This is a genomic window from Kitasatospora griseola (assembly GCF_014648555.1).
In the GTDB taxonomy this organism is placed as follows: Bacteria; Actinomycetota; Actinomycetes; order Streptomycetales; family Streptomycetaceae; genus Kitasatospora; species Kitasatospora griseola.
In genome coordinates this window covers 15,504-27,677 of the sequence record NZ_BMRI01000033.1, presented here as the reverse complement: position 1 = coordinate 27,677, position 12,174 = coordinate 15,504, and the positions used below count along the sequence as shown (strand labels likewise).

Below are 12,174 nucleotides of genomic sequence, written 5' to 3'. Positions count from 1 at the left end.
GCACGACGCGCTCGATCGCCGACCGCGCTGTCACTCCGGCCGCCGCACCCACGGTGCGTGGCGCTCGCCAGGGCCCAACTCCCCACGCCAGTACCGGAAGACCAGGCCTTCGACGACGCGCAGTCGGCCCGCCGCGATCAGGCCCTCGGCCGGTTCGGGGCCGCCCGCGTCGGCGGTGAAGGCGATCAGGACGGATGGGGCGGCGCCGAGTCGGTCGCGTACGCCGGTCGTCTCGGCGGGCGTGGGAGCGCGGAACACCGGGTCCTGGAAGAAGGCGGGGCATGCCACCAACTCCGGTTCTTCGAAGTGCAGTTCGAGGAGGTGGTGGTACGTCAGGTCGTGGCCGGAGCCCAGGATCAGGCGGGACGAGTCCCAGGAGACCACGTCCCAGTCCCACCAGGAGCCTTCGGGCAGTTCGATCACCGCCGACGACGCTCAGCCGTCGAGGAGGGCGGCCAGGTACCGGTCGGCGTCCGCCGCCAGTTCGGCGCGGCCCAGCGGATTCGCGTGCCCGCTGCCCGCCGTCCCGTTGAACAGGACGCCGTCGCACCAGCGCACCAGCCGCCGGGCGTCCGCGGCCGGGTCGGTCGAGCCGCAGGCGCGCAGCAGGCGGACGGCCACGTCCACGAAGCCGGCTCCCAACCGGTCGTAGACGGACCGGAGTTCGGGGCGACGGGCGGCCTCCAGGGCCAGCTCGATCCGGGCCACCGTCAGCGCCCGGCCCGTCGTCAGCGCGTGGTCCAGCCCGTCCGCGACCACCGTGACCAGCAGTCGTCGCGCCGCTGCGCCCTCCCCGGGCGGCCGGGTCAGCACGTCCCCGACCATCCCGGCCGCCTCGACCTCGGCGATCCGGGTCAGGGCGACCTCCAGCAGCGCCGACCGCGTCCGCGCCAGATTGGACGTCGATCCCACGGGGAGCCCGGCCGCCTCGTCGACCGCCCGGTGCGTCAGCCCGCGCAGGCCGCGCTCCGCGATCACGGCGACAGCCGCATCGGCAATCCGGGTCGGTCGTGCCACAGTCATGGCGAGATCATCCCGCGCCCCGGCCGCTTCCCCCAAACCGCGCCGCGCCATCGGCCCGTCGAGCAGCGACGTTCCGTCAGGTCGCCGCTACCTTCTGCCACATGAACGAGCCCCGGCCGCCACGCGCCGAGCCCCTGCCGTCGCCCCGCCGACCGTCGCCGCTGTCCGGCCCGACCGCCCCCGGCGGCCCGGTGTGGTACGCGGCGTACGGGTCGAACATGCACGCCGGCCGCCTCGCCCGCTACCTCTCCGGCGGCCGTCCGACCGGCGCCGCCCGCAGCTACTCGGGCTGCCGCGACCGCACGCCACCGGAGCGGACGCTGCCGATCCTGCTGTCGGGGACCCTGTACTTCGCCCTCGAATCCTCCACCTGGACCGGCGGCACGGCCTTCTACGACCCCGCTCCGGGCGGCGACCTGCCGGCCCGGGCCTACCTCCTCACCGCCGGGCAGTTCGCCGACATCGCCACCCAGGAGATGTACCGCCAGCCCGCCGCCGACCTCGACCTCACTCGGGTCCTGACCACCGGCCGCGACCGAGTGGGGCCCGGGCGCTACGAGACCCTGCTGCGTCTCGGTGGCCTCGACGGCATCCCCGTGCTCACCTTCACCGCCCCCGGGACGCTCGCCGACGCCGATCTCAACCCGCCCTCCGCCGCCTACCTCGCCACGATGGCCGCCGGTCTCGCCGAGGCCCACGGCTGGAGCGCCGCCCGAGCCGCGACCTACCTGGCCACCCGCCCGGGCGCCGCCGCCCGCTGGACCCCCGAGTCCGCCCTCCGGGCCATCCGCTCGGCCGCCGCACCCTCCGCCTGACGGCACGCAGCTGACGGCCCGCAGCCGACGGCGCGCGAAGGAACCCGGCCCACCGGAACTACATCCGTAGTACGCTCGGCCCCAGCAAGCCGAACTACACCTGTAGTCGAATCGGTCGATCGGAGCCCGCCATGCCCTCCACCCCTGACAGCCGCCCGGCGATCGTGATCGGCGGTGGCATCGGCGGCCTCGCCGCCGCCCTCGCCCTGCACCGGCGGGGCGTCCAGGTCACCGTTCACGAGCGGGCCGCGAGCCTCGAACCGGTCGGCGCAGGGCTGGCGTTGGCGCCGAACGCGTTGCGGGCGCTGGACGTGCTGGGCGTCGGCGGACGCCTGCGCGCCCTCGCGGTGCGGCACCCGGCCGTGGGCCTGCGGCGCCCGTCCGGACGGTGGCTGGCCCGGACGGACACCGAGGCGGTGCAGCGGCACTTCGGCGATCCGGTGCTGGCGGTCGCACGGGCCGAACTGATCGCCGCGCTGGTCGACGCCCTCCCGCCCGGGACCGTCCGCACCGACTCGCCGGCCGCTCTGCACGACCCCGGCGACGCGCACGCCCCGGCCCGGGTCGACACCCCGGACGGCCGGTGCGAGGCGTCCCTCGTGGTCGCGGCGGACGGCATCCGTTCGGCCACTCGGGCCCAGCTCTTCCCGCACCACCCCGGGCCCCGCTACTCGGGGTTCACCACCTGGCGGACCGTCGTCGACCACCCCGAGCACCCGCCCGCCGCCGTCGGCGAGATCTGGGGACGCGGCGCGCTCGCCGGCATCGTGCCGCTCGCCGCCGGACGGGTGTACGTGTACGGGGCCGCCCTCGCGCCGGCCGGGCAGCGCGCCGCCGACGGCGACGAGCACGCCGAAATGCTGCGCCGGTACGGCAGTTGGTGCGCCCCGCTGCCGGAACTGCTGCGAGACGCCGACGCCGCCCGGGTGCTGCGCAACGACGTCTGGGCGCTCACTGACCCGCTGCCGGCGTTCCACCGCGGCCGGGTCGCGCTGCTCGGCGACGCCGCGCACGCCATGTCGCCGTTCCAGGGGCAGGGCGCCTGCCAGGCCGTCGAGGACGCGGTGGTCCTGGCCGCCGCACTTCCCGCCCCGCACGAGTCGTCGGACCCTTCCGCCGCCCTCGACGCCTACTCCGCCGCCCGCCTGCCCCGCACCTCCCGGATCGTGGCGGGCTCGCACACCGTGGGCCGCCTGGTCGCCGTCCGCTCCCGCCCGGGCACCCTGCTGCGCGACAGCGTCCTCGCCGCCGCCGGACGCCTGCCCGCCCGCGTCCTGCTCGACCGCTCGGCCCCCACCTACACCTGGCAGCCGCCCACCATCGGTGCTCCGACGGCCCGTTGACGCTCTGCCGATGCACACCCTCCGCGGCGGCGGCGCCCGGCAGCGGCCGATCGGCTCACGGGACTCCCAACGCCCGTTCGCACCAAGATGATTGACCAACTCATCAATACCACCCCGCAGTTGCTCAACTCACCGGAGAAGGGCAGGAGTTCGGCCCGAACACCTCGATCGCCGCCCGCACCAGCCCGGCCAGTGGGCGGGAGCGGGCGACCGGGTCCCAGGCCAGCACGGAGGTGACGGGCCGGGCATCGGGCACGGGGACGGCGATGACGCCGGGGCGCAGCTGGGTGCGGGAGGAGTCGGGCAGGACGGCGTACATCCGGCCGAGGGCGACCAGTTCGCTGAGCTGCGCGTGGTCGCGGATCTCGGGGCCCGGGCCGTCGGGGTAGCTGCCGTCGCGGCGGGGGAAACGCGGTGCGGGCAGGTCCGGCAGGGCGGTGAGCTCGGCGAGTCGCAGCGCGGTGCGGGCGGCCAGCGGATGGCCGGCGGGGAGCAGGGCGACCTGGCCCTCGGTGTGCAGCTCCTCGGCGTCGAGGCCGACGGTGGAGTCGAACGGCAGGTGCAGCAGCGCCGCGTCCACCGCGCCCTCGCGCAGCAGGCGTTCCTGCTCGCCGAACCGGCACAGCCGGAGGTCCACCGGCACCGGATCCGGCCCGGCGGCGTACGCGTCGAGCAGGGCCGCCAGCAGTTCGGTGGAGGCGCCGGCCTTCGCCGCGAGGACCAGGCCGGGCGGCTGCCCGGCCCGCCGGGTACGGGCCTCGGCGGCGGCCACGGCCGCCAGCACGGTGCGGCCCTCGCGCAACAGCACGTGTCCGGCTCCGGTCAGCGTCACGCCGCGGCTGTCGCGTTCCAGCAGGACGGTGCCGAGCCGCCGTTCCAGCTGAGCGATCGCCCGCGACAGCGGCGGCTGCGCCATTCCGAGCCGCCGGGCCGCCCGCCCGAAGTTCAACTCCTCGGCCACGGCGACGAAGTAGTGCAGTTCCCTGGTCTCCACCCGCCCCAGCCTACGGCGATACCCGCACGGTATCGCCGGGCCACCGGATCGGTCTTGGCCACCCGGCCGGGCCGGCCCGCAGCATGGTGGCATGAACGAGAACACGAACGGACCCACCGTGGCGCTGGTGACCGGCGCGAACAAGGGCATCGGGTACGAGATCGCGGCGGGACTCGGCGCGTTGGGCTGGCAGGTCGGCGTGGGCGCCAGGGACGGGCAGCGCCGCGAGGAGGCGGTGCGGACGCTGCGCGCCCGCGGCGTGGACGCGTTCGCCGTCCCGCTCGACGTCACCGACGACGACTCCGCGACGGCCGCCGCGGAGCTGCTCGCGGAGCGCTTCGGGCGGCTCGACGTGCTGGTCAACAACGCGGCGGTGACGGGCGGCATGTCGCAGGCGCCGACCGGCGTCGACCTGGCGCAGCTGCGGCTGGTGATGGAGACGAACGTGCTGGGGGTGATCCGGGTGACCAACGCGGTCCTGCCGCTGCTGCGCCGCTCCGCCGCGCCGCGGATCGTCAACCTGTCCAGCGCGGTGGGCTCGTTGGCGCTGCAGTCCGACCCGGACGCGTTCACCGGGCCGACCTCGGCCGCCTACGCGCCGTCGAAGACCTTCCTGAACGCCGTGACGGTGCAGTACGCGAAGGAGTTGACCGGCACCGGCGTCCTGGTCAACCTGGCCTGTCCGGGCTACTGCGACACCGACCTCAACGGCCACCGCGGCACCCGGACTCCCGCCCAGGGCGCGGTGATCGCGGTGCGCCTGGCCACGCTGCCGGCCGACGGACCGACCGGGCAGTTCTTCAACGAGGACGGCCCGCTGCCCTGGTGACGGACCGTCAGCAGAGACTCAGAGCTCGCCGGCCCACGGCGGGTTGGCACCGGCCACCGCCACCGTCCGGGCCGCGACCCGCGCCGCGAACGCGCAGGCCCGTTCCAGGCCCTCGGCCGTCAGCGCGTCCAACCGGCCGCCCAGGACGCCCTGTTCGGCGAGCGAGTGGAGCAGTCCGGCGGTGAACGAGTCGCCCGCGCCGACGGTGTCCACCACCGGGGTCGGCGGCGCGGGCACCCGGACCCGCCGGCCGTCCAGGGAGGCGAGGGCGCCGTGTTCGGCCAGGGTGATCACCACCAGTCGGGCGCCGGCCCGGTGGAAGTGGTCGCAGGCCTGCTCGGGCGTGGTGTCGGGGAGCAGCAGCGCCAGGTCGTCGGCGCTCAGCCGCAGGAGGTCGGCGAGTTCGCACCAGCGCGGCAGCCGCCGCCGGTAGGCCTCCGGTCCGACCAGCAGCGGGCGGACGTTCGGGTCGATCGAGACGGTGGCCCCGGCCCGCACGTCGGCCAGCAGGTCCTCGATCCGCGGTCCGCCGGGCTCGCGGACCAGGGCCAGCGAGCCGGTGTGCACGCACACCGACCCGTCGGCGCGCGCCGCTGCCAGCTCCAGTCCGGTCCACTGCCAGTCGGCGGTGCCCTCGGCGTGGAAGGAGTAGTCGGCGTGGCCGTCGCCGTCGAGCGCGGCCAGCGCCAGGGTGCTCGGTTCGGCGGCCCGCACGGCGCCCGACAGCTCCACGCCGGAGCCGGCCAGGTGGGCGCGGAACAGTTCGCCGAACGGGTCACCGGAGATCCGTCCGAGGAACCGCGTCGGCGTGCCCAGGCGGGCCAGCGCCACGGCGGTGTTCGCCGGGCCCCCGCCGGGCAGCACCCGCAGCGCCAGTTCTCCCGGCCGCGCCGCACCGGGCTCCACGAACGCGTCGGCGACGCACTCCCCGACCACGGTGATCGACCGACCCGCCATCGAAACCAGCCTCCCATCAGGGCGAACGCACAGGACCGGTCTGGACTCCATCACCGCGACCGGCCCCGCGTCAATGCGGACCGGCCCCGGGGGTGTCGCGGCCGGGCGATGTACGTTTCAGCGCGCGGGCGGACTCTCCGCACCTCAATTGGGAGCGCTCCCAACGCTATTGACACCGCCGGAACGCGTCTGGCGTCATGTCCGGTGTCCCCAAGGGCCCTTGTCGGAGCGCTCCCCCCACCCCTGTCGGACGCCCCCATCCGCGTCCAGAGAGGAACGAGACCATGCGACTCCCGTTGCCCCGGCAGCTGCCGCGCCGGCTGGCGGCCTCGGCCGCCGCGCTGGCCGCACTGCTCGCGGCCGCCTTCGCCGCCGCCCCTCCGGCGCCCGCCGCCCCTACCTCCCCGGCCGAACCTGCGGCGTCCGCCACCGTCACGGCGGGCGCCGGTTTCTGGCACACCAGCGGCCGGAAGATCCTGGACGAGGCCGGGAACCCGGTCCGGATCGCCGGCATCAACTGGTTCGGCTTCGAGACCTCCAACTATGTGGCCCACGGCCTGTGGAGCCGCGACTACCGGTCGATGATCGACCAGATGAAGTCGCTGGGCTACAACACCATCCGGCTGCCGTACAGCGACGACATCTTCAAGGGCACCACCCCGACCAGCCTGAACACCTCGGGCGGGATGAACGCCGACCTGGTCGGCCTGAACTCGCTCGGCGTGATGGACAGGCTGGTCGACTACGCGGGCACCGTGGGCATGAAGGTGATCCTTGACCGGCACCGCCCGGACTCCGGCGGCCAGTCGGCGCTCTGGTACACCTCCTCGGTGCCGGAGTCGACCTGGCTGGCGAACCTGAAGTCGATCGCCGCCCGGTACGCGGGCAACTCCGCGGTGGTGGGCATCGATCTGCACAACGAGCCGCACGACCCGGCCTGTTGGGGCTGCGGCGACCAGGCCACCGACTGGCGGCTGGCGGCGCAGCGCGGCGGCGAGGCGGTGCTGTCGGCCAATTCGAAGCTGCTGATCTTCGTGGAGGGCGTGCAGTCCTTCAACGGCTCCTCGTACTGGTGGGGCGGCAACCTGCAGGGCGCGGGCCAGTATCCGGTCCAACTGAGCGTCGCCGGACGGGTGGTGTACTCGGCGCACGACTACGCGACCAGTGTGGCGCAGCAGTCCTGGTTCTCCGACCCGAGCTTCCCGGCGAACATGCCGGGCGTCTGGGACAAGAACTGGGGCTACCTGTTCGATCAGAACCTCGCGCCGGTATGGGTCGGCGAGTTCGGCACCACGCTGCAGTCCGCCACCGACCAGACCTGGTTGCGGGCGCTGGTGCAGTACCTGCGGCCGACGGCGACGGCGGGCGCGGACTCGTTCCAGTGGACGTTCTGGTCGTGGAACCCGAACTCGGGTGACACCGGCGGCATTCTGAACGACGACTGGACGACCGTGAACACGGTGAAGGACGGCTACCTGGCGTCGGTGAAGTCCCCGGGCTTCGGCGGCGGTCCGGGCGGCGGCGGCCCGGGCGACACCCAACCGCCGTCCATGCCGGGCGGATTGGCGGTGACGGGTGTCACGGCGAGCAGTGTGTCGCTGTCCTGGGCGGCGTCCACCGACGACACCGGGGTGACGGGGTACGAGGTGTACCGGGGCGGGTCGAAGGTCGCGTCGGTGGCCGGGACCTCGTACACCGACGGCGGGTTGGGCGCGGCGACGGCGTACAGCTACACGGTCCGGGCGAAGGACGCGGCGGGCAATGTGTCGGCGGCGTCGGCGGCGGTCACCGCGACCACTTCGGCGGGCGGCGGGGGCAGTGCCGGGTGTGCGGCGGCGATCAGCCTGAACGACTGGGGCAGCGGCCTGACCGCGACGGTGACGGTCACCAACACCGGCACGGCCGCGACCAAGGGCTGGCAGGTGGTCTGGACGTGGCCCACCGGCCTCCAGATCAGCGGGAGTTGGAGCGCGGACGTGACCCGCGGCGGGCAGACCGTGACGGCGCGCAGCCTGGCGTACAACGGGGTGCTGGCCCCGGCGGCGTCCACCACGTTCGGCGTCCAGGCGACCCGCACGGACGCCTCGGCGGCGGCGTCCGCGACGCCGGTGTGCACCGCGACCTCCTGAGCCGGCTCGACTCCGCCGCGGCAGCCGCCCGGTCACCGGTCCGACAGTGACCGGGCGGGGCTGCGGTGACCGGGCGGGGCGACGGCGACCGGGCGGCTGCCGCGATCAGCTCCGCACGGCTTCCAGGAAGCCGTTGGTGACGGTGCCGGAGGCGGGCGGCAGGGTGCGGCCGTGGGTGGCGGCGAGTTCGTCGAGGGAGGTGAAGCGGGTGGTCCAGCCGTGGGCGTCGAGCCAGTCGGCGGTGCCGGGGCCGAGGCCGCCGCGCCACAGGGAGGTCATCTCGGTGAGGCCCTCCTCGACGGGGGTGCGGCTGGTGTCGCGGCCCTGCTCGACCAGCAGCCGGCTGCCGGGTGCGGACAACTCGCCGACGGTGGTGAGCAGTCGGGCGGCCTGGTCGGCCTCCAGGTAGACCAGCAGCCCTTCGGCGAGCCAGGCGGTGGGCTGTCCGGGATCGAAGCCGGCGGCCCGGAGCCGGTCGGGCCAGTCGGGGTCGGTGAGGTCGGCGGGCAGCGCGGTGCGCGCGCACCGGGGCCGGGCGTCGTGCACGGCGAGGACCTGGTCCTTGAAGGCGAGGACGGGCGGCAGGTCGATCTCGAACAGGCGGGTGCCGCCGGGCCAGGGCAGCCGGTGGGCGCGGGTGTCGAGTCCGGCGGCGAGCAGGACGACCTGGCGGGCGCCCGCAGCGAGCAGCCGGTCGTCGTAGTGGCGGGTGCGCAGGATGCCGTGCATGAGCAGCCGGGCGGCGAGCGGCCCGAGCGGCTTTCCGGTGGGTCGCGGCGGCTGCCCGGCGGCGGTGACGAAGGCGAGCGCGTAGGGGTCGACGAACAGCGGGTCGATCTGGGCGCTCTCGTAGGCGCGGCCGCGGGCCACGGCGAGGGCGGTGCGGGACACGGGGCTCAACTGCTCGGCGGCGGGCAGCCCGGGGCCGGCCGGCTCTTGGGTCGTCATGCCGGAGAAACTACATCGCCACCGATGCATCTGTGAAGATGTATTCTGCCGGGCATGGACGGCGTACGACTTCTGCGACTCGGCAAGCGACTGACGGAGCTCGGCCGGGAGATGGTCACCGACCACGCCTCGGCGACCCTCTCCCCCGGCGAGATCGCGGTGATCGCCGACGTGTACCGGCACCCGGGCACCTCCGTGCAGGACATCCGGGCCCGCACCGGCTTCGCCCAGAGCCACGTCTCCACCTCGGTCGCCCGCCTGCGCGAACGCGGCCTGCTGGACGCCGCGCCCGACCCCGCGGACGGCCGCCGCACCCTGCTGAGCGCCTCCGAGAGCGCCCGCCGCTACATCAGGGCCCGGGTCGCCCGCCCCGCCGAGCCGGTCATCGCCGGCGCCGTCCCCGACCCGGAGCAGGCCCGCCGGGTCGGGGAGCTGCTCGACGAGCTGGCCGGCCTGCTGCTCCCGCCGGACCCGGCGGCGCGGACGGGCGGGTCCGACCACCGTCGCTGACCATGGACGGGTCGGGGAATCCCCCCGCCCCGCCACGGGGCCGCACCGCCGTCGGGCCGTGCGGCCGGCGGACCGTCCAGCCGGGAGGCCGTCAATGATCTCGATCGCCGACATCCGTGAGTGGCGCGGCCACGACGTGGTCGACCAGGACAGCAAGAAGATCGGCTCCCTGGAGAACATCTACGTCGACACCGCCACCGACCTGCCGTCCTTCGCCACCGTCACGGTCGGCCCGATGTTCAGCAAACGCCGCCTGGTGTTCGTACCGGTCGCGGACGCGGTGGTCGGGCCGGACTACGTGCGGGTCCCGTTCGACCGCAACGCCGTGAAGGACGCGCCGTCCATCGACCCCGACGGGGTGCTGGCCGCCGAGATGGAGCCCGAGGTGTTCGCGCACTACAACCTCGACTACGCCACCGGCGCGGGCGGCGAACGGCGACTCGCCCGCCGCTGAGCGCCACCGCCCGCCGGTACCGCCCGAGCACCACCGCCCACCAGCACCGCCCGAGCACCACCGCCCCGGCCGGCCGCCCGCTCAGGCGGCCAGGCCCGGGCCGCCGCGCTCGACGTCCGCATTGAACGCGGCGAGTTCGTCGATGACGTGCCGGTCGGTGAAGCCGAGCCCCTCCACCAGGTGGTCCCACAGGCCGTGCGGCTCGGTGTCCAGCTGCAGCATCACCCGGGTGCCGTCCTCGTCGGCGGCCCCGACGCGGTGGAACGTCACCACCCCGGAGTGCCCGGGCCGGTCCTCGCCGCCGCTCCAGGCGATCCGGTCCAGCGGCACCACCTCGGTCGCGGCGGCGCCGCGGCCCGCGCCGCCGCGCATGCAGGCGGGCAGCGACGCACGGTCGGTCCACGCGCGGTAGACCGCCTCGATCGGAGCGTCGATCTCCACGGATTCCTCGATCCGTCCCATGGCGTCCTCCTCCTCACCGGGTGCGGCCGCCCGACTGCGGTCCGCGTCCGCGCCTGCGCCTGCCCCGTCCGCCGGCCGCCATGCGCCCGCGCCTCGAAGCCGCGCCCGGAACGGTGGCGCTCACCGAAACTTCACACGTCTGCCAGGCATGACCCGCCGACGATCGGGTACCCGGGGACGGACCGGCCGGAGACGAGGAAAGGAAAGGCATGCCTGTGCCCACTGATGAACTTCTCCTGTCCGCACCCGCCGGGGCGACCTCCGAGCCGATCGGAACGCCCCCGGTCAACGGGTCCGCCCTGGAAGCGCTCGCGGACCCGGCCCACGCCGCCCCCGCGGACGCCCGCGAACTGACCCGCGTCCTGCTGCGCCGCCTGGCGGGCCTGGAGGAGGGCACCCGCGAGTTCAGCTACGTCCGCAGCACGCTGATCGAACTGAACCTGACCCTGGTCCGGTTCGCCATCCGCCGCTTCGGCCGCACCAAGGAGCCGTACGAGGACCTGCTCCAGGTCGGCTCGGTCGGCCTGATCAAGGCCATCGACCGCTTCGACCCCGACCTCGGCGTGGAGTTCACCACGTACGCGGTGCCCACCATCGTCGGCGAGATACGCCGCCACTTCCGCGACACCACCTGGTCGGTGCACGTGCCGCGCCGGCTCCAGGAATTGCGCCTCGACCTGGCGAAGGCGCAGGACGCGCTGGCGCAGACGCTGGACCGCGAACCGACCGTCGCCGACCTCGCCGCGCACCTGTCGCTGCCCGAGGAGGAGGTCGTCGAGGGCCTGGCCGCCGCCAACGCCCACACCGCCGGCTCGCTCGACCTGACCGCCCCTGGCGAGAGCGACGGGCAGCAGCCCGCCGACCGGCTCGGCCGGGTCGACGGCGGCTACGGGCTGGTGGAGAACCTGGTCGCCTTGAAGCCGCTGATCGCCCGACTCCCCGAGCGCGAACGGCTGATCCTCTCCCTGCGGTTCACCGAGGACCTCACCCAGTCGCAGATCGGCGCCCGCCTCGGCCTGTCCCAGATGCACGTGTCCCGGCTGCTGTCCCGCACCCTGGCCGAACTGCGCACCGGCCTGGCCGACGACCGGACCTGACGGACCGTCAGCTCCCGGACCTCCCGACGGCCCGGGCATCTGACGCTGCGTCACTTCCGGAGCGGCCGGCGCCCCGAGGATCCGTCGCACCGGGTACCCCGCCTCGACCGCCGCGCCCGCCGTGCGTAAGGTCGAGCCAGGTCGGTCGAGGGAACAGGACGAGGATGCCAGCCGAGAACATGCCCGTGGCCCCCCTGGCAGTCGAGGTGCGGCACACGCCGGAGAACGCGGCGGTGTGCACCCTGTCGGGCGATCTGGACATCGAGACCCTGCATCCCGCCCGGGAGGCGCTGGACCGCTTGCTGGCCCAGCGCCCCCGGGCTCTGGTGGTCGACCTCGAACGGGTCGACTTCTGCGACTCGTCCGGGCTCAACCTGCTGCTGCAGACCCGGATGGCGGCGGCCGACACCGAGCTGTCGTTCCGCCTGGCCGCACTCTCCGGGCCAGTCCGGCACCTGCTCGAACTGACCGGCGCGAAAGCCGTGTTCACCATCCACGACACGGTGGGTGCGGCTCTCGACGCCGACCGGTGAGACCCTCCGTCCGCGCACCGTCCGCCGTACCGGGCATAATCCCGGCACGGCCGGGAAACCGACCCGTGTGCCTGCCGTCG

General features: G+C 74.5%; 14 protein-coding genes. 8 read left to right on the top strand and 6 right to left on the bottom strand.

What is annotated here, in order from left to right; all coding sequences use genetic code 11:
• Positions 1–30 precede the first annotated feature (30 nt).
• Both IEZ12_RS29760 and IEZ12_RS29755 read right to left on the bottom strand, forming a co-directional pair.
• The gene (locus IEZ12_RS29760) at positions 31–423 is read right to left on the bottom strand and encodes a hypothetical protein (protein WP_189276329.1); all 393 of its coding nucleotides are present in this window, start codon (positions 421–423) and stop codon (positions 31–33) included.
• 12 nt (positions 424–435) lie between these two features.
• A complete protein-coding gene (locus IEZ12_RS29755) occupies positions 436–1,023 on the bottom strand; it encodes a TetR/AcrR family transcriptional regulator (RefSeq protein WP_189276327.1) in 588 nt (195 codons plus the stop codon).
• Between the two features lie 101 nt (positions 1,024–1,124).
• On the opposite strand from IEZ12_RS29755, the gene IEZ12_RS29750 reads away from it, so the two are divergent.
• Entirely contained in the window at positions 1,125–1,838 is a 714-nt protein-coding gene (locus IEZ12_RS29750; RefSeq protein ID WP_308431092.1) for a histone deacetylase, read from the top strand.
• Positions 1,839–1,969: 131 nt separating this feature from the next.
• The gene (locus IEZ12_RS29745) at positions 1,970–3,181 is read left to right on the top strand and encodes an FAD-dependent oxidoreductase (protein ID WP_189276325.1); all 1,212 of its coding nucleotides are present in this window, start codon (positions 1,970–1,972) and stop codon (positions 3,179–3,181) included.
• Between the two features lie 124 nt (positions 3,182–3,305).
• Here the strand turns inward: IEZ12_RS29745 and IEZ12_RS29740 are convergent, their stop codons facing one another.
• The gene (locus tag IEZ12_RS29740; protein WP_189276323.1) at positions 3,306–4,175 is read right to left on the bottom strand and encodes a LysR family transcriptional regulator; all 870 of its coding nucleotides are present in this window, start codon (positions 4,173–4,175) and stop codon (positions 3,306–3,308) included.
• 91 nt (positions 4,176–4,266) lie between these two features.
• Here IEZ12_RS29740 and IEZ12_RS29735 point away from each other — a divergent pair, with 91 nt between their 5' ends.
• The gene (locus IEZ12_RS29735) at positions 4,267–5,004 is read left to right on the top strand and encodes an SDR family oxidoreductase (protein WP_189276321.1); all 738 of its coding nucleotides are present in this window, start codon (positions 4,267–4,269) and stop codon (positions 5,002–5,004) included.
• Positions 5,005–5,022: 18 nt separating this feature from the next.
• Here IEZ12_RS29735 and IEZ12_RS29730 read toward each other — a convergent pair whose 3' ends face one another.
• Positions 5,023–5,961 (bottom strand): carbohydrate kinase family protein, encoded by a 939-nt coding sequence (locus tag IEZ12_RS29730; protein WP_189276300.1) that lies wholly within the window; start codon positions 5,959–5,961, stop codon positions 5,023–5,025.
• A 284-nt stretch (positions 5,962–6,245) separates the two neighbouring features.
• Here IEZ12_RS29730 and IEZ12_RS29725 point away from each other — a divergent pair, with 284 nt between their 5' ends.
• Entirely contained in the window at positions 6,246–8,090 is a 1,845-nt protein-coding gene (locus IEZ12_RS29725) for a cellulase family glycosylhydrolase (protein WP_189276298.1), read from the top strand.
• Positions 8,091–8,195: 105 nt separating this feature from the next.
• On the opposite strand, the gene IEZ12_RS29720 is transcribed toward IEZ12_RS29725, so the two are convergent.
• Positions 8,196–9,038, bottom strand: a complete 843-nt coding sequence (locus IEZ12_RS29720) for an SAM-dependent methyltransferase (RefSeq protein WP_189276296.1) — start codon at positions 9,036–9,038, stop codon at positions 8,196–8,198.
• A 54-nt stretch (positions 9,039–9,092) separates the two neighbouring features.
• On the opposite strand from IEZ12_RS29720, the gene IEZ12_RS29715 reads away from it, so the two are divergent.
• Positions 9,093–9,548 (top strand): MarR family winged helix-turn-helix transcriptional regulator, encoded by a 456-nt coding sequence (locus IEZ12_RS29715; protein ID WP_189276295.1) that lies wholly within the window; start codon positions 9,093–9,095, stop codon positions 9,546–9,548.
• A gap of 94 nt (positions 9,549–9,642) precedes the next feature.
• A complete protein-coding gene (locus IEZ12_RS29710; RefSeq protein WP_043911774.1) occupies positions 9,643–10,002 on the top strand; it encodes a PRC-barrel domain-containing protein in 360 nt (119 codons plus the stop codon).
• A gap of 81 nt (positions 10,003–10,083) precedes the next feature.
• On the opposite strand, the gene IEZ12_RS29705 is transcribed toward IEZ12_RS29710, so the two are convergent.
• A complete protein-coding gene (locus IEZ12_RS29705) occupies positions 10,084–10,464 on the bottom strand; it encodes an SRPBCC family protein (RefSeq protein ID WP_189276293.1) in 381 nt (126 codons plus the stop codon).
• A 209-nt stretch (positions 10,465–10,673) separates the two neighbouring features.
• On the opposite strand from IEZ12_RS29705, the gene IEZ12_RS29700 reads away from it, so the two are divergent.
• Together IEZ12_RS29700 and IEZ12_RS29695 are read left to right on the top strand one after the other, a co-directional pair.
• Positions 10,674–11,561 carry an RNA polymerase sigma factor SigF gene (locus tag IEZ12_RS29700; protein ID WP_189276291.1) on the top strand — a complete coding sequence of 296 codons (888 nt, stop codon included), beginning with the start codon at positions 10,674–10,676 and terminating at the stop codon, positions 11,559–11,561.
• Positions 11,562–11,740: 179 nt separating this feature from the next.
• A complete protein-coding gene (locus IEZ12_RS29695; protein WP_189276289.1) occupies positions 11,741–12,094 on the top strand; it encodes an STAS domain-containing protein in 354 nt (117 codons plus the stop codon).
• Positions 12,095–12,174: the final 80 nt, after the last annotated feature.

Excerpts from the sequence above, each read along its gene's own strand:
- IEZ12_RS29755 (WP_189276327.1), bottom strand. The coding sequence starts at position 1,023 with ATGACTGTGGCACGACCGACCCGGATTGCCGATGCGGCTGTCGCCGTG.
- IEZ12_RS29750 (WP_308431092.1), top strand. The coding sequence starts at position 1,125 with ATGAACGAGCCCCGGCCGCCACGCGCCGAGCCCCTGCCGTCGCCCCGC.
- IEZ12_RS29745 (WP_189276325.1), top strand. The coding sequence starts at position 1,970 with ATGCCCTCCACCCCTGACAGCCGCCCGGCGATCGTGATCGGCGGTGGC.
- IEZ12_RS29735 (WP_189276321.1), top strand. The coding sequence starts at position 4,267 with ATGAACGAGAACACGAACGGACCCACCGTGGCGCTGGTGACCGGCGCG.
- IEZ12_RS29730 (WP_189276300.1), bottom strand. The coding sequence starts at position 5,961 with ATGGCGGGTCGGTCGATCACCGTGGTCGGGGAGTGCGTCGCCGACGCG.
- IEZ12_RS29725 (WP_189276298.1), top strand. The coding sequence starts at position 6,246 with ATGCGACTCCCGTTGCCCCGGCAGCTGCCGCGCCGGCTGGCGGCCTCG.
- IEZ12_RS29720 (WP_189276296.1), bottom strand. The coding sequence starts at position 9,038 with ATGACGACCCAAGAGCCGGCCGGCCCCGGGCTGCCCGCCGCCGAGCAG.
- IEZ12_RS29715 (WP_189276295.1), top strand. The coding sequence starts at position 9,093 with ATGGACGGCGTACGACTTCTGCGACTCGGCAAGCGACTGACGGAGCTC.
- IEZ12_RS29710 (WP_043911774.1), top strand. The coding sequence starts at position 9,643 with ATGATCTCGATCGCCGACATCCGTGAGTGGCGCGGCCACGACGTGGTC.
- IEZ12_RS29705 (WP_189276293.1), bottom strand. The coding sequence starts at position 10,464 with ATGGGACGGATCGAGGAATCCGTGGAGATCGACGCTCCGATCGAGGCG.
- IEZ12_RS29700 (WP_189276291.1), top strand. The coding sequence starts at position 10,674 with ATGCCTGTGCCCACTGATGAACTTCTCCTGTCCGCACCCGCCGGGGCG.
- IEZ12_RS29695 (WP_189276289.1), top strand. The coding sequence starts at position 11,741 with ATGCCCGTGGCCCCCCTGGCAGTCGAGGTGCGGCACACGCCGGAGAAC.